Raw genomic sequence first — 18,048 nt, forward strand, 5'->3', positions numbered from 1 at the left:
TTTCGACCGCCGGGGGCCCGTAGTCGTTCTCCTCGTCCGGCTGCGGCACGGGAACGTATCCGCACAGCGCCTCCTCGGCCGCACCCGCCGCGAGCCCCGTCAGCACGACCCGGCCGTCGTCGCAGACCAGCACCGTGCGGACCGTGATGTTGCGGTGCGTCCAGCCGTGCGCGTGCAGCACCCGCAGCGCCGTGAGCACATCGGAGCCGATCTCGGCGGCCCGGTAGGGGTTGAGGGGCCGCTCCGCGAGAAGCGCGGCAAGGGGCCGGGCGGCGACCAGCTCACTCACTATCCAGAGCGATCCCGCCTCGGCGAACACGTCGAACACCTGGTCCAGGCGCGGGTGGTCGGGCACCTGGGCCGCCGCCTGCGCGGCCTCGATCGCCCGCCGGACCGCCGGGTCCGTGGACCGCCGCACCGTACGCCCGGCGGCGCGTCTGGCCGAGGCCAGACCGTCGGCGTCGAGCACCTCCGCGTCCACGACCTCCGGCAACGGCACCTGCCGCACCAGGACTTCCTGCCCGCTGTATGTGTCGAACGCCCGGGTCTCGACCAGTTCGTACGCATCGGACGGGGGCAGCGGAAGGCGGTAGCGGTCGGCAAGCACCCGACCCGCGTAGTCGTCCACGACGCCTCCCCAGAGCGCGCTGTCCCCCGGTCATCGGAACCGTACGAATCAGTCAATCACGTTCACTTGCTGTGCAATTGACCCGGCATTCCGGCGGTGTACGGTCCCCGTTCTCTCACCATACGTGGCACGTCGCGGCCGCGCCGCCGTGTCCCGGCAACCCGGCAACCCGGCCGCCCGGTCGGCCCGCCCGCCCGGCCGGCAGGCAGGCCTCCCGGTGGCTCAGTCGGCCGGCTTGAACGTGGCGAAGGCCGTTTCGCGCAGCGTCCGGCACTCCTCGCCGTCCCATGCGTCCGCCTTGCAGCTGATCATGATCGAGTAACCGTGGGTGGCGTCGGCCTTGAAGCCCCGGTTGAGGACCCGGATCCGCATGCCCTGCTGATTGCGCGTGAACTCCCAGTCGGCGACGGTCGGGTAGCCGTTGAACTCGACCTTCTTGATCCCGATGTGCTTGTAGCCGCTGCTGAGGCTCTTGGTGGCCGCGACCGCGCCCGCCCAGGCCGCCGCCGCGTCGTCCTTCGGGGAGGAGGTGTAGTCGATCTGGATGCGGGGGAAACCACCGTCGGCGTTGTAGATGGCTCCGGAGTTCTGTCCGGCTATTTTGTCGAACTTGAAGGTCCCGGGCATCGCCACGGAGAAGCGGAACTGCTTGTTGGCGACCGCCTTGTACCCGGTGGGCAGCGCTCCCGGACCGGGGCTCGGCTCACCGGTCTCCGGGGAGGGCGAAGCCTGGCCGGACGCTTCGCCGGACGCCTTGCCCTGGTCCTGTCCCTGGCCGTCCTTGCCGCCGTCCTGCGTGCTGCCCCCGTCCTTGCCCGCACCTCCGCCGGTGGCAGGCTGGGCGTCCCCGCCGGCCGACGCACCGGACGAGGCGGCGGTGTCACCCTTGGAGCCGCCTCCCTCGGCACCCGTGCCGTCGTCGCCGAGCGTGAGCGCCAGGACCGTGCCGAGGACGGCGAGGACCACGACACCGGCGATGACCGCCAGCGTGCGGCGCGGCACGACATCGGTGATCGGCGCGCGGGTCACGGCCGGACGCCCGGGCGGCACGGCGGGCCCGGCGGCCGATGCCGTCGCGACCGGGGAACCCGGCCCCGGCGCGGACGCCGAGGCACCGGCGGCGGTGGCCGCCGGGGACTTCGCGTTGCGCACGGACCGCAGCGCGCCGCGCAACCGGTCCCGGGTGCTCTCGGCGAGCGCGGACACACCGGCCGGAGTGGTCGCGGACGAGGAACCGGAGCCGGAGGGGGAGCCGGAAGCCTGGCCCGGGGGGACGGAGCCGCCGGTGGCCGGTGTCCCGGAACCCGCGTCCGTCCCGGAACCGCTGCCCTCGCCGGCCGGGGCGGGCACGACGACGGCTGCGGCCGCAGCGGCCTTCTTGCCGCCGCTCCTGGCATCACTCCTGCCGTTCTTACCGCTCTTGCCGCTCTTGCCGCTCTTGCCGCTCTCTGCGTCACCGATCGCGGGCAGCGCCATGACCTGGGTGGAGTCGGCCGGCGGCGGGACGGGCTTCTCCGGAGCGTTGATCACCGCATTGAGCAGGACACGCGCCCCGGCGTCGTCCAGTCGCTGGTCGGGGTCCCTGGCCAGCAGGCCGTAGATGACCTCCTCCAGCCCACCCGCGTTGACCGGAGGTTCGACCGGCTCCGTCATCACCGCCGTCAGCGTGGCGATGGCCGAGCCCTTGTCGTAGGGCGGGCGGCCCTCGACGCTCGCGTACAGCAGCCCGCCGAGCGACCACAGGTCGGCGGGCGGTCCCGGCTTGTGACCGCGGGCCCGCTCGGGCGAGATGTAGGAGGGTGCGCCGACGAGCATGCCCGTGGAGGTGACGGAGGGGTCACCCTCGACCTGGGCGATCCCGAAGTCGGTCAGGACGACCCGGCCGTCCTCGGAGATCAGGACGTTGGACGGTTTCACATCACGGTGCAGGATGCCCTCGCGGTGCGCCGAGCGCAGCACGTCGAGGACGGCGAGGCCGACCTCCGCGGCGCGCCTCGGCGTCAGCGTCCCGTCCTCACGGATCACCTCGGCGAGGGACTTGCCCTCGATGAGCTCCATGACGATCCACGGCCGGTCGTCCTCGTCGACCACGTCGTAGACCGTCACCGCGCTGGTGTTGCGAATCCTCGCGATCGCCTTCGCCTCACGCAGGGTTCGCGTGATCAGACGCCGTTTCTCGTCCTCGTCGATGGACGACGGGAACCGCAGCTCCTTGACCGCGACCGTACGCCCCAACGTCTCGTCGGCAGCACGCCAGACCGTGCCCATGCCTCCCCGGCCGAGCACCTCCCCGAGGCGGTACCGCCCCGCGAGGAGGCGTCCTTCCTTGTCCCGTTGGGGCTCCCGCGACTGCTCCGCCTCCGACATGCGTCCCCTCTGCGATCAACCCGCCCTGGCAGAGCGTTCATTGTCCCTCACCCCGGGACCGGTCGTGGTGCCGGGTCCGGGGTCGGCCATGATCCGGCCGGAGGAACGAACCCCCTGCCACGCCGGTGTCCGGGGCGCTGTCCGCCGCCCCATCGGTGCTGACTGTGCCCGCCCTGTGAACCGCGAGCCTGCCAAGCGAACCACACCTCACGCCCGCATCGTCCTCCCTCCCCCGGTCCGCCGTCGAGGGCCGAGCTCCGGCAGCCGCTCTTCCGGTACCTCACGGCACCCCGGCGGCAGGCCGTCGCAGGCGGAGTTCCGCAGGTCCGGCCCGGGGCCCTGAGGAGGACCGGGAGCGGCCTCAGCGAGGCACGATGTCCGGCGCCCCCAGCCGTGCCGCGTCCGCCGTCAGGTCGTCCGGCTGGCGCTGGGACTCCCGCTCCGCCTCCACCCGCTTGCGGTAGTGCTCCACCTCGCGTTCGATCTGGTCCGTGTCCCAGCCGAGCACCGGCGCCATCAGTTCCGCGCACTCGCGGGCACAGCGGGTCCCCCGGTCGAAGGTCTCTATGGAGATCCGGGTGCGCCGCGTCAGGACGTCGTCGAGGTGCCGGGCACCCTCGTGCGAAGCGGCGTAGACGATCTCGGCCCGCAGATAGTCCTCGGCACCCGCCAGCGGCTCACCCAGCGAGGAGTCGTCCTTGACGAGTTCCAGGAGCTCCTCGGTCATCGAGCCGTACCGGTTGAGCAGATGCTCCACCCGGACGACGTGCAGTCCGGTGCGGGCGGCGATCCTGGCGCGGGCGTTCCACAGGGCCCGGTATCCCTCGGCGCCCAGCAGCGGGATCTCCTCCGTGACGCAGTCCGCCACCCGCTGGTCCAGCGCGTGCACCGCCTCGTCGACGGCGTCCTTCGCCATCACCCGGTACGTCGTGTACTTGCCGCCCGCCACGACGACGAGCCCGGGTGCCGGGTGGGCCACCGTGTGTTCGCGCGAGAGCTTGCTCGTGGCGTCCGACTCGCCGGCCAGCAGGGGGCGGAGTCCGGCGTAGACGCCCTCGACGTCGTCCCTGCCCAGCGGGGTGTGCAGCACCGAGTTCACGTGTTCGAGCAGATAGTCGATGTCGGCGCTGGAAGCGGCCGGATGGGCCTTGTCCAGGTCCCAGTCGGTGTCGGTCGTGCCGATGATCCAGTGCCGCCCCCACGGGATCACGAAGAGCACCGACTTCTCGGTCCGCAGGATGAGCCCCGTCGAGGAGTGGATGCGGTCCTTGGGCACGACGAGGTGGATGCCCTTCGACGCCCGGACGTGGAACTGTCCGCGCTCGCCGATCAGCGCCTGGGTGTCGTCCGTCCACACCCCGGTCGCGTTGACCACCTGCTTGGCCCTGACCTCGTATTCCTCGCCGCCCTCGACGTCCTGCACCCGCGCGCCGACGACCCGCTCGCCCTCCCGCAGGAAGCCGGTCACCCGCGCCCTGTTGGCGACATGCGCGCCGTAACCCGCGGCGGTGCGCACCAGGGTCGCCACGAAGCGCGCGTCGTCCATCTGTGCGTCGTAGTACTGAAGGGCTCCGACCAGGGCGTCCTTCTTGAGGGCGGGAGCGACCCGCAGGGCGCGGCGGCGGGAGAGGTGCCGGTGCACGGGCAGCCCCCGGCCGTGGCCGGAGGACACCGACATCGCGTCGTAGAGCGCGACGCCGGAGCCCGCGTACAGCCGCTCCCAGCCCTTGTGCTGCAACGGGTAGAGGAAGGGCACGGGCTTGACGAGGTGGGGCGCCAGCCGCTCCAGCAGCAGCCCGCGCTCCTTCAGCGCCTCCCGCACGAGCGCGAAGTCCAGCATCTCCAGATAGCGGAGCCCGCCGTGGATCAGCTTGCTCGACCTGCTGGAGGTGCCGGACGCCCAGTCGCGCGCCTCGACCAGCCCGGTCGAGAGTCCTCTGGTGGCCGCGTCCAGCACGGTCCCGGCGCCGACCACGCCCGCTCCCACGACCAGCACGTCCAGTTCGCGCTCGGCCATCGCGGTCAGCGCTTCGGCGCGCTCCGCGGGTCCCAGTGTCGCTGTCCTCACTGCTGCCTCCCGGTATCCCGGTGCATCGGGGTGGTACGGCACGGGAGCGGGGACCGGCCGGGGGGCCGGGCACCCGTGCCCACCCCTCGATTCTGTCCGCGGTCCACGACTTCAGCCACCGCCTGTGGACAACACCCGCCCCACAAGAATCACAGAATGCGACATATAGGTCATATTTACGCCTAGTCTGACATAGCGTCGCCCACAGCGGTTGCGCTTTCTGTCTCCTGGCCTTAGGGAAGGACGGCCCACATGCCCGCAGACCTCGCCGTCATCGGACTCGGTCACCTCGGCCTGCCCCTCGCCCAGGCAGCCGTAGGCATGGGAATCCACACCGTCGGCTACGACCCCGACCCACGCCCCTTCGCCGAACTCTCAGCGGGCCGTACGCCGGTCGAGGGATCCCTCAGCGCCTCCGACATCAGACGGATGGTCGCGGGCGGCTTCCGCCCCACCGCCGACCCCGCGGAGCTGGGCAGGGTCCGCACGGCGGCGATCTGCGCACCCACCCCCCTCGGGCCGGACCGCTCCCTCGACCTCGGTCCCGTGACCGACGCGGCCCGGGCGCTCGCCACCCGGCTGCGGCCGCACACCACCGTGCTGGTGGAGTCGGCCGTCCCGCCCGGCACCACCGAGAACCTCGTACGCCCCTTGCTGGAGGAGGGCTCCGGGCTGCGCGCCGGACGGGACTTCCACCTCGCCCACTCCCCCGGCCGCCTCGATCCCGGCAACCGCACCCATGTGTACGGCAACACCCCGAAGGTCATCGGCGGTCTGACCCCCGCCTGCACCGAATCGGCCGCCGCCTTCTACGGGCGGCTCACCGACAAGGTCGTCCGGGCCCGGGGACCGCGTGAGGCGGAGATGACGAAGGTCCTCGAAACCAACTTCCGGCACGTCAACATCGCGCTGGTCAACGAGATGGCGGTGCTCTGCCACGACCTCGGTGTCGACCTCTGGGACGTCATCAGGTGCGCCGAGACCAAGCCGTTCGGCTTCGAGCCGTTCCGCCCCGGACCCGGTGTGGGCGGCCACGGGGTCCCCGTGGACCCGGGCTGCTTCCCGTACGACAGCCGTACACCGGGGCACCCGTTGCGCATGGTCTCGCTCGCCAAGGAGATCAACGACCGGATGCCGAGCTATGTGATCCAGCGCTGCGCGACCCTGCTGAACGAACACGGGAAGTCCGTCCGGGGGGCCCGGATCCTGCTGCTCGGTGTCACGTACAAGCCGGACCTCGCCGACCAGGAGGCCTCGCCCGTCCGCGAGATCGCGACCCGGCTGATGGACATGGGCGCCCAGATCGGCTACCACGACCCGCACGTCCTGGACTGGCGGGTGCGCGACCTGCCCGTACCGCGCGCCGACTCCCTCTACGAGGCCGCCGCCGGGGCCGACCTGACGGTGCTGCTCCAGCACCACCGCACCTACGACCTCCAGGGCCTCGCGGTGAAGGCCCAGCTCCTCCTGGACACCCGGGGTGCCACCCCGGCGGGGGCCGCCCACCGGCTGTAGCGCGTCCCGGCGGGCACCGCACGGATTCCGGTGGGCCGTGTCGGCGCGGACTGCTAGCCTGCGGCGTCACTTCTCGCACATCCGTGCGCACCGTCCCAGGGGGAACACCACCATGAGCCAGCCCGTGCAGCCGCCGAACCCGCCGCAGCAGCCCTACGGCGGCGGCCGGCCGGCCGACGGCAACCCGTACGCGGCCCAGCAGCAGGGGAACCCGTACGCGGGCCGGCAGCCAGACGCGCCGACCGGCAACCCGTTCGCGGGGCAGCAGGGTCAGCAGCCGGGCCAGTTCGGCGGCGGCCCGTTCCCGCCCGCCCCGCCGGCTCCCCGCAACCAGGTCGGTCTCGGTGTGCTGGCCGCGCTGGGCGCCGCGATCGTGGCCGCGGTCCTCTACGGCGTGCTCGCCGGGTCCATCGAGCGTGAGGTCGGCTACGCGGCCATCGGTGTCGGCTTCCTGACCGGCTTCGCCGGGAGCAAGGTCGGCGGCTCCCACCTCGCCGTCCTCGGCGCCGGTGCCGTCTTCTCCCTGGCCGCCGTCTTCCTCGGCCAGCTCGTCGGCATGTCGATGATCCTCGCGGACGGCCTGGGCATCGGCTTCTCCGAGGTCTTCTTCGACCACTTCGGTGACGTCTTCGACATCTGGAAGGAGGAGGCCGACTTCATGACGTACCTCTTCCTCCTCCTGGGCCCGGTCGCGGCCTTCGGCGGCGCCAGGCGCGCCGGCTGACACCTCGCACACGCGACGACGGCCCGGACCGGAGGACCGGTCCGGGCCGTCGTCGCGTGCGGCGTGGGAGATCAGCGGCTGTGCTGCGAGTCCGCCACCGTCACCTCGACGCGCTGGAACTCCTTGAGGTCGCTGTAACCCGTGGTGGCCATCGCCCGGCGCAGCGCGCCGAAGATGTTCATCGAACCGTCGGGGTTGTGCGAGGGGCCGGTCAGGACCTCCTCGGTGGTACCGACGGAACCCAGGTCGACCAGCTTGCCGCGCGGCACGTCCTCGTGGACGGCCTCCATGCCCCAGTGCCGGCCCCGGCCGGGCGCGTCCGTGGCGCGGGCCAGCGGGGAGCCCATCATCACGGCGTCCGCGCCGCAGGCGATGGCCTTGGGCAGGTCGCCGGACCAGCCGACGCCGCCGTCCGCGATGACGTGCACGTACCGGCCACCGGACTCGTCCATGTAGTCGCGGCGGGCCCCGGCCACGTCGGCGACCGCGGTGGCCATCGGGACCTGGATGCCGAAGACGTTGCGCGTGGTGTGCGCGGCGCCGCCGCCGAAGCCGACGAGGACACCGGCCGCGCCGGTCCGCATCAGGTGGAGGGCGGCGGTGTACGTGGCGCAGCCGCCGACGATGACCGGCACGTCCAGCTCGTAGATGAACTGCTTCAGGTTGAGCGGCTCGGCCGCACCGGAGACGTGCTCGGCGGAGACCGTCGTACCGCGGATGACGAAGATGTCCACGCCCGCGTCGACGACGGCCTTGGAGAACTGCGCGGTGCGCTGCGGCGACAGCGCGGCGGCGGTGACGACACCGGAGTCGCGCACCTCCTTGATGCGCTGCCCGATCAGCTCCTCCTGGATGGGGGCGGAGTAGATCTCCTGGAGCCGCGGGGTGGCGGTCTCGACGGGCATCTCGGCGATCTCGTCGAGGAGCGCCTGCGGGTCGGCGTGCCGGGTCCACAGCCCCTCGAGGTTGAGGACGCCGAGCCCGCCCAGCTCACCGATGCGGATGGCGGTCTGCGGGGAGACCACCGAGTCCATGGGGGCGGCCAGGAAGGGCAGCTCGAAACGGTAGGCGTCGATCTGCCAGGCGATCGAGACCTCCTTCGGGTCACGGGTGCGCCGGCTCGGCACGACAGCGATGTCGTCGAACGCGTATGCCCGCCGACCGCGCTTGCCGCGCCCGATCTCGATCTCAGTCACGATGGTGTGGCCTTTCCTCTACGTCTGCGCTGACCAGTATCCCCGACACACACATGAGGGGCGGTCCCGGGAACCCCGGTCCGCCCCTCACCTGCGCTGATGCCTTACTTCCTGCTGTAGTTCGGCGCTTCGACCGTCATCTGGATGTCGTGCGGGTGGCTCTCCTTGAGACCCGCCGAGGTGATCCGGACGAAGCGGCCCCTGTCCTGGAGCTCCGGGACGGTCCGTCCGCCGACGTAGAACATCGACTGGCGGAGACCGCCGGTGAGCTGGTGGACCACCGCGGACAGCGGACCGCGGTAGGGCACCTGGCCCTCGATGCCCTCGGGGACCAGCTTCTCGTCGGAGGCGACGCCCTCCTGGAAGTAGCGGTCCTTGGAGTACGAGCGCTGGTCGCCACGGGTCTGCATCGCGGCGAGCGAGCCCATTCCGCGGTACGACTTGAACTGCTTGCCGTTGATGAACATCAGCTCACCCGGGGACTCCTCACAGCCCGCGAGGAGCGAGCAGAGCATCACGGTGTCCGCGCCGGCCACGAGCGCCTTGGCGATGTCGCCGGAGTACTGCAGACCGCCGTCGCCGATGACCGGCACACCGGCCGCCTTCGCGGCGAGCGAGGCCTCGTAGATCGCGGTGACCTGCGGGACCCCGATGCCGGCGACCACGCGGGTGGTGCAGATGGAGCCGGGGCCGACACCCACCTTGATGCCGTCCACGCCCGCGTCGACGAGCGCCTGGGCACCGTCGCGGGTGGCGATGTTGCCGCCGATGACGTCCACCCCGGAGGCGTTCGACTTGATCTTGGCGACCATGTCGCCGACGAGGCGGGAGTGGCCGTGCGCCGTGTCGACGACGATGAAGTCGACACCGGCCTCGGCCAGCGCCTGCGCGCGCTCGAACGCGTCCCCGGCGACACCGACGGCGGCGCCGACGAGCAGCCGGCCTTCCTTGTCCTTGGCGGCGTTCGGGTACTTCTCCGCCTTGACGAAGTCCTTGACGGTGATGAGGCCCTTGAGGACCCCGGCGGCATCGACCAGCGGGAGCTTCTCGATCTTGTGGCGCCGCAGCAGCTCCATGGCGTCCACACCGGAGATCCCGACCTTGCCCGTGACCAGCGGCATCGGCGTCATGACCTCGCGCACCTGGCGGCCGCGGTCCGACTCGAAGGCCATGTCGCGGTTGGTGACGATGCCGAGCAGCTTGCCCGCCGCGTCGGTCACCGGCACGCCGCTGATGCGGAACTTCGCGCAGAGCTCGTCCGCCTCGCGCAGGGTCGCGTCCGGGTGCACCGTGATCGGGTCGGTGACCATGCCGGACTCGGAACGCTTCACCAGGTCGACCTGGTTGGCCTGGTCGGCGATGGAGAGATTGCGGTGCAGGACACCCGCGCCGCCCTGCCGGGCCATGGCGATCGCCATGCGTGCCTCGGTGACCTTGTCCATCGCCGCCGAGAGCAGCGGGATGTTCACCCGCACGTTCTTCGAGATGTACGAGGAGGTGTCGATCTGATCGGGCGCCATGTCGGACGCGCCCGGCAGCAGCAGCACGTCGTCGTATGTCAGCCCGAGCGTCGCGAATTTCTCGGGCACTCCGTCGACGTTTGCAGTCATGACACCTTCCCCATATGGCCTTGATCGGTGCGGATGTCCATGCTAACGGCCTCGCGGGGTGTCTCATTCCACGATCAAGATCACCTGGCGGTTCTGTGGCTTCCTCCACACGGCAGAAAGCTCCGGAACCGGCCCCTCCCGGCCCGCTACTGGCCTGCGAGGGCCCTCAGCCTGCTGAGTGCGCGGTGCTGGGCCACCCGGACGGCGCCCGGGGACATTCCGAGCATCTGCCCGGTCTCCTCGGCGGTCAGCCCGACCGCGACCCGGAGGACCAGCAGCTCGCGCTGGTTCTCCGGCAGATTGGCCAGAAGCTTCCTGGCCCAGGCCGCGTCGCTGCTGAGCAGCGCCCGCTCCTCCGGGCCGAGTGAATCGTCGGGCCGCTCCGGCATCTCGTCGGAGGGCACCGCCGTCGACCCGGGGTGCCGCATCGCGGCGCGCTGGAGGTCGGCGACCTTGTGGCCCGCGATGGCGAAGACGAAGGCCTCGAAGGGCCTGCCGGTGTCCTTGTACCGCGGCAGCGCCATCAGCACCGCGACACAGACCTCCTGCGCGAGGTCCTCCACGAAGTGACGGGCGTCACCGGGCAGCCGGTTCAGCCGGGACCTGCAGTAGCGCAGGGCGAGCGGATGGACGTGGGCCAGCAGGTCGTGGGTGGCCTGCGCGTCACCGTCCACGGCGCGGTGCACCAGAGCACCGATCACCGTCGTCCCGTCCTCACGCATCGGACCATGGTGCCTTGGCGCCGTCCGATCCGGCGCATCGCGTCCCGAGTTGTGCACCGAAGCGTTATCAGCGGGTGCGCCGGCTCGGCGGACGCGTGCGTCCGAGTGGTCGGAATGTACGTCGGCCCGCGCGCCGTCGGCGTTGCGAGCGAGTGCTCCAGCGTTCTGAGCGGGTGCGCCGGGTGTCATGTCCTGCGCCCTCCCCTTCCGCTCGACCGTATGTTCCCCGAGGAACTCCACATCCCCAAGGATGCGGCATCGGCCGGGAAGCGTCACACAGCACTGGTGGGGAGGGCCCGGCCGCAGGTCCGCCGCCACCGTCGCCCCGTCCGCCGGCGTACGGACGGGATCGCACGGCTACCGGCCGCGCCGCGGCATCAGCGGACCAGGCCCCAGCGGAATCCGAGCGCGACGGCGTGCGCGCGGTCGGAGGCTCCGAGCTTCTTGAACAGGCGTCGCGCGTGCGTCTTCACCGTGTCCTCGGAGAGGAACAGCTCGCGGCCGATCTCCGCGTTGGAACGGCCGTGGCTCATGCCTTCGAGCACCTGGATCTCCCGCGCGGTGAGCGTCGGCGCCGCACCCATCTCCGCGGACCGCAGCCGACGCGGGGCGAGCCGCCATGTCGGATCGGCCAGCGCCTGGGTCACGGTCGCACGCAGCTCGGCACGCGAGGCGTCCTTGTGGAGATAGCCGCGGGCGCCGGCGGCGACCGCGAGCGCGACCCCGTCCAGATCCTCGGCGACGGTCAGCATGATGATCCGGGCTCCGGGATCCGCCGAGAGCAGCCGCCGGACCGTCTCCACACCCCCCAGGCCGGGCATGCGTACGTCCATCAGAATCAGATCCGAACGGTCGGCCCCCCACCGGCGGAGCACTTCCTCACCGTTGGCCGCGGTCGTCACACGCTCGACGCCGGGCACGGTCGCAACCGCGCGGCGGAGCGCTTCTCGGGCAAGCGGGGAGTCGTCGCAGACGAGGACGGATGTCATGACCGTCCTCCGCAGCTGATGCGCGTCACCTTGAGCCTCCAGGCTGATACAAGTCGTCACCTGTGCGGTTGACCCCCTCGGACATCTGCCCGAGCTCGTTCTCCATCAACCGCCTCGCCCTCATCAACGACGGTCACTCGAAAGAGTTACGGGTCACAGCATCCGGTTCGGCACTCTAAGTGAGGGAGCGTGCGCGGAGGGGAGCGACACGGGGTCGCCCGCCCCTCAGTCGGCCCCTCACTCCACAGCCTGCCCCATTTAGAGGGTTTTCTTCACTTTTAGTGGCGTCTGAGGCTAGATTCGCAATCAGTCATATTTACATCTACTAACACCGTAGATGTACGGTCGGGACTCCGGTCACCGACGAGCACCGGACGAACCACAACGGTCGAGGATGCCGTTTCCGAACCAGCAAGGTTTCGAGGGGACACGCAATGGCAGATTTCTCCCGCCTTCCCGGACCCAACGCGGACCTGTGGGACTGGCAGCTGCTGGCCGCCTGCCGCGGGGTCGACAGCTCGCTTTTCTTCCACCCCGAAGGGGAACGCGGAGCAGCGCGGAGTGCCCGTGAGGCCTCGGCGAAGGAGGTCTGCATGCGCTGCCCGGTACGCGCCGAGTGCGCGGCGCACGCGCTCGCGGTACGGGAACCCTACGGCGTGTGGGGTGGCCTGACCGAGGACGAACGCGAGGAGCTCATGGGCCGCGCCCGCAATCGTCTGATCTCCGCCCACCCGGGGCCGGCCCCGGAGTCCGGCCAGACCTGACGGCCCGCACGGTCCATCGAACACAGAAACGTTTCCTCACACCTGGCGCACCCTCTGTCGGACCTGCCGCCCCAGGAGCGGGCCGGGCCGGTCAGCGTGCGGCCGCCAGGGACAGCTGGTCCAGGGTCGCCGCCACCGCCGGCACCCGGGCGAGGTCGGGCAGGGTGAGGGCGACGATCTCCCGTTCCACGGCCGGCTCCACCGTCACGGTGCGCGCCCCCTTGGGCCGTACGGACTCGAGGGCCAGCTCGGGCAGGACGGCGACACCGAGACCCGCCCCGACGAGGCCGATCACCGCCGGGTAGTCATCCGTGGCGAAGTCGATCCGCGGGGTGAAACCCGAGTCCTCGCACACCTCCACCAGCTGGCGCCGGCAGCGCGGGCAGCCGGCGATCCACGGCTCGTCGGCCAGTTCCCCGATGCCCACCGCGTCCGTCCCCGCCAGCCGGTGCCCCTCGGGGACCAGCCCGATGAGCCGGTCCCTGAGCAGCGGGCGCACGACCAGGTCGTCCCATTCGCCGCCGGCCGCCCCGTAGCGGAACGCCAGCGCGATGTCGCAGTCCCCGTCGCGCAGCATCTCCACCGAGCGCGGCGGTTCCGCCTCGACGAGCGAGACCTGGGTGCCGGGGTGCGCGGCACGCAGCGCGGCGAGGGCGCCGGGGACCAGGCTGGAGCTCCCGCTCGGGAACGACACGAGCCGGACCCGGCCGGCCCGCAGTCCCGCGATCGCGGCGACCTCCTCCTCCGCCGCGGTCAGTCCCGCGAGGATGCCGGACGCGTGGCGCACCAGCGCCTCACCCGCCTGGGTGAGCCTCGTCTCGCGCCCTGTGCGGATCAGCAGCGGAGTGCCCGCGGAGGTCTCCAGCGCCTTCATCTGCTGGCTGACGGCCGGCTGCGTACAGCCCAGCTCCCGGGCGGCGGCGGAGAACGAGCCGGTGGTGGCCACGGCGCGCAGGACACGGAGATGACGGGCTTCGATCACCCTTCAAACATAAGCGAATCTTGCACCGAAGGAAGAATAATCACGAGTTCCTTTGACCTCTTTCCGAGGAGCCTGTCCGGTCGTGAAGGTCCTCACCGTGCGTCCCGGCCGTCCCGCTCACTCCCCCGCACGGACGGGTCCGGCGGACTCACCGGCATCCGCGAGCTTCCCTCCGGGGGCCCGTGCGGGTCGCCGGCACCGGCCCCAAGGCCAGCCGCGGCAGTGGCCTGACGGGTGACACGGTGTGCGATCTCCGGCACCACGGCGGGACGGACCAGGCGGTGCACGCCCACGTGCGGGCGGCCCGGTCGAGGTGGCGCACGTGCCCGGCCCCGGGATCACCGCTGCCCTGGAGTCCCGGGCGGCGGTCACGGAACGGGAGCTGCTGCCGCGTCCGCGCGGTGCCGGTGACGCTCTGCACGCGGAGACGCCGCGCACGGCGCGGGTGTACGTGGCGGAGCGGCTGCCCTCCGGGCATATCCAGGGGGCCCGGGCGAGGGCATGTCCGGCCGCCCCGGGCGAAGGCACGTCCGGGGCCGCCTCGCCCGGCCACAGCGGCCACCCCGTCCACGCCGCCGGGCCGCGTCCGGTCCGGCGGCGTGGACGGGGCGGCCGGTTCGCGGTGCTCCCACGCGCAGGCGGAAGGCGGGTCGGCCGCCCGCTGACGTGGGCACTAACGTGCCGCCTATGACGACTGCACTGATTACGGGCGCGACGGCGGGGATCGGGGCCGCCTTCGCACGGCGGCTCGCGGGTGACGGGCACAACCTGGTCCTTGTGGCCCGCGACACGGAACGGCTGCGGGCCCAGGCCACGGAGCTGCATGACGGACACGGCATCGAGGCCGAGGTGCTGACGGCCGACCTGTCCACGGACGCCGGGATCGACGCGGTCGCAGCACGGTTGACGGACCGTGTGAGCCCCGTCGACCTGCTGGTCAACAACGCCGGCTTCGGCAACAAGGGGCGCTACCTGGACGTGTCGACGGCCGATGAGCTGAAGATGCTGAAGGTGCACTGCGAGGCCGTGCTGCGGCTGACCTCGGCCGCCGCGGGACCGATGCGGGAGCGCGGTCGTGGCGGAGTGGTCAACGTGGCCTCCGTCGCGGCCTTCCTGCCCCGTGGGACGTACGGGGCGTCGAAGGCGTGGGTCGTGCAGTTCACCCAGGGCGCGGCGAAGGACCTGGCGGGGACGGGGGTGCGGCTGATGGCGCTGTGCCCGGGCTTCGTACGGACCGAGTTCCACGAGCGGGCCGGGATGGGGACGGGGAACATCCCGGACTGGATGTGGCTCGACGCGGACAAGCTGGTGGCCGCGGCCCTGGTGGACCTGGCCCGGGGCAGGACGGTGTCGATCCCGGACCCGCGTTACAAGGCCCTGATGGGTCTGGTGAAGCTGGCGCCCCGCGGTCTGCTCGGCGGGGTCACCTCCCGCGCGGGCCGGAGCTACGGCCCGCAGTAGCAGGCCCGGAGCCGGGTCCCCGGCAGCACCGAGGCCCGGTGCCCCCGCGACGGGGGTACCGGGCCTCGGTGGTTTGCGCAGCCGTACTAGTGGCTGTGGCCGTGGCCGCCGTGACCGGCGTCGGCCTCTTCCTCAGCCGGCTTCTCGACGACCAGGGTCTCGGTCGTGAGCAGCAGCGACGCGATGGACGCGGCGTTCTCCAGGGCGGAGCGGGTGACCTTGACCGGGTCGATGACGCCGGCCTTCACCAGGTCGCCGTACTCGCCGGTCGCGGCGTTGAAGCCCTGACCCTTGTCGAGCTCGGAGACCTTCGAGGTGATGACGTAGCCCTCGAGGCCCGCGTTCTCCGCGATCCAGCGGAGCGGCTCGACGGCGGCGCGGCGCACGACCGCGACACCCGTGGCCTCGTCGCCGGTCTTGCCGAGGTTGCCCTCGAGGACCTTGACGGCGTGGACGATGGCCGAGCCACCACCGGAGACGATGCCCTCCTCGACCGCGGCGCGGGTCGCGGAGATGGCGTCCTCCAGACGGTGCTTCTTCTCCTTGAGCTCCACCTCGGTGGCAGCACCGACGCGGATCACGCACACGCCGCCGGCCAGCTTCGCGAGGCGCTCCTGGAGCTTCTCGCGGTCCCAGTCGGAGTCCGTGTTCTCGATCTCGGCCTTGATCTGGTTGACCCGGCCCTTGACGTCGGCGGAGTCGCCGCCGCCGTCGACGATGGTCGTGTCGTCCTTGGAGACGGTGACACGGCGGGCCGTGCCCAGCACGTCCAGACCGGCCTGGTCGAGCTTGAGGCCGACCTCCTCGGCGATGACGGTCGCACCGGTGAGGGTGGCGATGTCACCGAGCATGGCCTTGCGGCGGTCACCGAAGCCCGGGGCCTTCACCGCGACGGCGTTGAAGGTGCCACGGATCTTGTTGACGACGAGGGTGGAGAGCGCCTCGCCCTCGACGTCCTCGGCGATGATCAGGAGGGGCTTGGAGGCGCCGGCCTGGATGACCTTCTCCAGGAGCGGGAGCAGCTCCTGGATGGAGCCGATCTTGCCCTGGTGGATCAGGATGTACGGGTCGTCGAGGACGGCCTCCATACGCTCCTGGTCGGTCACCATGTACGGGGACAGGTAACCCTTGTCGAAGGCCATGCCCTCGGTGAACTCGAGGTCCAGACCGAAGGTGTTGGACTCCTCGACGGTGATGACGCCGTCCTTGCCGACCTTGTCCATCGCGTCCGCGATGAGCTCGCCGACCTGCGGGTCCTGCGCGGAGAGCGCGGCCACGGCGGCGATGTCGGCCTTGTCGTCGATCGGGCGGGCGGTCGCGAGGAGCTCCTCGGACACGGCCTTCACGGCGGCGTCGATGCCCTTCTTCAGGGCGGCCGGGGACGCACCCGCGGCGACGTTGCGCAGGCCTTCGCGGACGAGGGCCTGGGCGAGCACGGTGGCGGTGGTGGTGCCGTCACCCGCCACGTCGTTGGTCTTGGTCGCCACCTCCTTCACCAGCTGGGCACCGAGGTTCTCGTACGGGTCGTCGAGCTCGACCTCGCGCGCGATGGTGACACCGTCGTTGGTGATGGTGGGAGCGCCGAACTTCTTGTCGATGACGACGTTGCGGCCCTTGGGGCCGATCGTCACCTTGACCGTGTCGGCAAGCTTGTTGACGCCGCGCTCAAGGGCGCGACGGGCGTCCTCGTCGAACTTCAGAATCTTCGCCATGGGCTGAGCTGTCCTCTCAAACGAACTGCGCCCCTCGCCGCCCGGCTAGTCATTTCGCAGGGGGCCAGGGGCGCAGAACACAAGCAAACGTGGGTGAATTACTTCTCGACGATCGCGAGAACGTCGCGCGCCGAGAGGACGAGGTACTCCTCGCCGCTGTACTTCACCTCGGTGCCGCCGTACTTGCTGTACAGGACGACATCGCCGGTCTTGACGTCGAGCGGAAGGCGCTCGCCGTTCTCGAAGCGGCCCGGGCCCACGGCCAGGACGACGCCCTCCTGGGGCTTCTCCTTGGCGGTGTCCGGAATGACCAGGCCGGAAGCCGTGGTCTGCTCGGCGTCGAGCGGCTGGACCACAATGCGGTCCTCGAGCGGCTTGATCGCAACCTTGGAGCTGGTGGTCGACACGATCCGGTCTCCCCCTTCGGAGATCTCACGGGGTTTAACAGTCTGTGGAGTGGCGACCGGACCGATCCGTCGTCGCGGGTGCCGGACCTGCCCTGTCGCGCAGCTGTGCTGGCACTCTCCATCGGGGAGTGCCAGCACTGAGACTATGGCCGCGATTAGCACTCGGTCAAGCGGAGTGCCAATTCACCACCCTCGCGTGGCGTCGCGGACCGGCGTACGCCCGGACAACGCGGGAGACCGCCGCGGCGTTCCGGGCTGCTTCAGACGTAGTCCTCCAGCCTGGCCACGGCGTACCCCTTGTCCGTGACCGTCTTCATGACCTGGCGGACCATGTCGGCCATGGACCCCTCCCAGTCCTCGCGCCCCCGGAAGTGGGTGAGGATGATGTCGCCGGGGTGCAGGTCCTGGTCCCACTCACGCCACTCCATGTGGTCGGGGAACGCCTCGGCCGCCCACAGGGGCACGGCCGTGATGCCGCAGTCCTTGGCGACGCGCAGGGTGTCGCCGTTGTAGTTGCCGTACGGCGGGCGGAAGAGGGTGGGCCGCTTCCCGAAGTGCTTCTCGATCTTGTCCTGCTCACCGCAGATCTCCCGCCGCTGTTCGGCCTTCGAGAGCCCCGGGAGATAGCGGTGGTTGAGCGTGTGGTTGCTGATGGTGACGCCCCTGGCCTGCATGTCCTTGAAGTAGCCGTAGTCGTCACTCGCCACGTAGTCGCTGATGAAGGCGCTGTACGGGATCTTCAGCTCGGTCATCATCCGCAGCAGTTCGGGGTCCTTCTCCGCCCCGTCGTCCATCGTCAGGAAGACGACCCGCTCCTTGGTGGGCACCGAGGTGAAGACCGGCGGCAGCGACTCCCCTCCCTCCACCTCGAACCCCTCACGGGTGGTGATGCGGGGCCGCACG

Annotated in this window: 15 protein-coding genes; 4 read left to right on the top strand and 11 right to left on the bottom strand. The window is 71.0% G+C overall.

All coding sequences use genetic code 11. The annotated features are described in order from the left end of the window. The 3 genes from VN520_RS08830 to VN520_RS08840 all read right to left on the bottom strand — a co-directional run. The coding region (locus tag VN520_RS08830; RefSeq protein ID WP_325746300.1) for a protein kinase at positions 1–628 on the bottom strand (628 nt) is incomplete at its 3' end. A gap of 222 nt (positions 629–850) precedes the next feature. Then, positions 851–2,995, bottom strand: a complete 2,145-nt coding sequence (locus tag VN520_RS08835; protein ID WP_325746301.1) for a serine/threonine-protein kinase — start codon at positions 2,993–2,995, stop codon at positions 851–853. A 361-nt stretch (positions 2,996–3,356) separates the two neighbouring features. Further along, a complete protein-coding gene (locus VN520_RS08840; protein ID WP_325746302.1) occupies positions 3,357–5,063 on the bottom strand; it encodes a glycerol-3-phosphate dehydrogenase/oxidase in 1,707 nt (568 codons plus the stop codon). Positions 5,064–5,315: 252 nt separating this feature from the next. Here VN520_RS08840 and VN520_RS08845 point away from each other — a divergent pair, with 252 nt between their 5' ends. Both VN520_RS08845 and VN520_RS08850 read left to right on the top strand, forming a co-directional pair. Then, positions 5,316–6,578, top strand: a complete 1,263-nt coding sequence (locus tag VN520_RS08845; RefSeq protein ID WP_325746303.1) for a nucleotide sugar dehydrogenase — start codon at positions 5,316–5,318, stop codon at positions 6,576–6,578. A gap of 112 nt (positions 6,579–6,690) precedes the next feature. Further along, the gene (locus VN520_RS08850; RefSeq protein ID WP_325746304.1) at positions 6,691–7,302 is read left to right on the top strand and encodes a hypothetical protein; all 612 of its coding nucleotides are present in this window, start codon (positions 6,691–6,693) and stop codon (positions 7,300–7,302) included. Positions 7,303–7,373: 71 nt separating this feature from the next. On the opposite strand, the gene VN520_RS08855 is transcribed toward VN520_RS08850, so the two are convergent. The 4 genes from VN520_RS08855 to VN520_RS08870 form a co-directional block, all read right to left on the bottom strand. Further along, positions 7,374–8,498: a GuaB3 family IMP dehydrogenase-related protein gene (locus VN520_RS08855; RefSeq protein ID WP_325746305.1), complete on the bottom strand. Its 1,125-nt coding sequence runs from the start codon at positions 8,496–8,498 to the stop codon at positions 7,374–7,376. 104 nt (positions 8,499–8,602) lie between these two features. Beyond that, on the bottom strand, positions 8,603–10,108 hold the full coding sequence (guaB, locus tag VN520_RS08860; RefSeq protein WP_325746306.1) for an IMP dehydrogenase: 1,506 nt from the start codon (positions 10,106–10,108) through the stop codon (positions 8,603–8,605). A gap of 146 nt (positions 10,109–10,254) precedes the next feature. Further along, the gene (locus VN520_RS08865; protein WP_325746307.1) at positions 10,255–10,830 is read right to left on the bottom strand and encodes a sigma-70 family RNA polymerase sigma factor; all 576 of its coding nucleotides are present in this window, start codon (positions 10,828–10,830) and stop codon (positions 10,255–10,257) included. A gap of 377 nt (positions 10,831–11,207) precedes the next feature. Continuing rightward, positions 11,208–11,819: a response regulator transcription factor gene (locus VN520_RS08870; RefSeq protein ID WP_003948568.1), complete on the bottom strand. Its 612-nt coding sequence runs from the start codon at positions 11,817–11,819 to the stop codon at positions 11,208–11,210. 434 nt (positions 11,820–12,253) lie between these two features. Between VN520_RS08870 and VN520_RS08875 the strand changes: the two genes are divergently transcribed. Next, positions 12,254–12,583: a WhiB family transcriptional regulator gene (locus VN520_RS08875; protein ID WP_325746308.1), complete on the top strand. Its 330-nt coding sequence runs from the start codon at positions 12,254–12,256 to the stop codon at positions 12,581–12,583. A 91-nt stretch (positions 12,584–12,674) separates the two neighbouring features. Here the strand turns inward: VN520_RS08875 and VN520_RS08880 are convergent, their stop codons facing one another. Further along, a complete protein-coding gene (locus VN520_RS08880) occupies positions 12,675–13,565 on the bottom strand; it encodes a LysR family transcriptional regulator (protein ID WP_325746309.1) in 891 nt (296 codons plus the stop codon). A 687-nt stretch (positions 13,566–14,252) separates the two neighbouring features. Between VN520_RS08880 and VN520_RS08890 the strand changes: the two genes are divergently transcribed. Continuing rightward, the gene (locus tag VN520_RS08890; protein WP_325746310.1) at positions 14,253–15,026 is read left to right on the top strand and encodes an SDR family oxidoreductase; all 774 of its coding nucleotides are present in this window, start codon (positions 14,253–14,255) and stop codon (positions 15,024–15,026) included. A gap of 86 nt (positions 15,027–15,112) precedes the next feature. Here VN520_RS08890 and groL read toward each other — a convergent pair whose 3' ends face one another. The 3 genes from groL to VN520_RS08905 all read right to left on the bottom strand — a co-directional run. Then, entirely contained in the window at positions 15,113–16,738 is a 1,626-nt protein-coding gene (gene groL, locus VN520_RS08895; protein ID WP_325746311.1) for a chaperonin GroEL, read from the bottom strand. A gap of 98 nt (positions 16,739–16,836) precedes the next feature. Next, the gene (gene groES / locus VN520_RS08900; protein WP_030084405.1) at positions 16,837–17,145 is read right to left on the bottom strand and encodes a co-chaperone GroES; all 309 of its coding nucleotides are present in this window, start codon (positions 17,143–17,145) and stop codon (positions 16,837–16,839) included. Positions 17,146–17,405: 260 nt separating this feature from the next. Then, the coding region (locus VN520_RS08905; protein WP_325746312.1) for a polysaccharide deacetylase family protein at positions 17,406–18,048 on the bottom strand (643 nt) is incomplete at its 5' end.

It is taken from the genome of Streptomyces sp. (genome assembly GCF_035563135.1).
In the GTDB taxonomy this organism is placed as follows: domain Bacteria; phylum Actinomycetota; class Actinomycetes; order Streptomycetales; family Streptomycetaceae; genus Streptomyces.

Excerpts from the sequence above, each read along its gene's own strand:
- VN520_RS08835 (WP_325746301.1), bottom strand. The coding sequence starts at position 2,995 with ATGTCGGAGGCGGAGCAGTCGCGGGAGCCCCAACGGGACAAGGAAGGA.
- VN520_RS08845 (WP_325746303.1), top strand. The coding sequence starts at position 5,316 with ATGCCCGCAGACCTCGCCGTCATCGGACTCGGTCACCTCGGCCTGCCC.
- VN520_RS08850 (WP_325746304.1), top strand. The coding sequence starts at position 6,691 with ATGAGCCAGCCCGTGCAGCCGCCGAACCCGCCGCAGCAGCCCTACGGC.
- guaB (WP_325746306.1), bottom strand. The coding sequence starts at position 10,108 with ATGACTGCAAACGTCGACGGAGTGCCCGAGAAATTCGCGACGCTCGGG.
- VN520_RS08865 (WP_325746307.1), bottom strand. The coding sequence starts at position 10,830 with ATGCGTGAGGACGGGACGACGGTGATCGGTGCTCTGGTGCACCGCGCC.
- VN520_RS08870 (WP_003948568.1), bottom strand. The coding sequence starts at position 11,819 with ATGACATCCGTCCTCGTCTGCGACGACTCCCCGCTTGCCCGAGAAGCG.
- VN520_RS08875 (WP_325746308.1), top strand. The coding sequence starts at position 12,254 with ATGGCAGATTTCTCCCGCCTTCCCGGACCCAACGCGGACCTGTGGGAC.
- VN520_RS08890 (WP_325746310.1), top strand. The coding sequence starts at position 14,253 with ATGACGACTGCACTGATTACGGGCGCGACGGCGGGGATCGGGGCCGCC.
- groL (WP_325746311.1), bottom strand. The coding sequence starts at position 16,738 with ATGGCGAAGATTCTGAAGTTCGACGAGGACGCCCGTCGCGCCCTTGAG.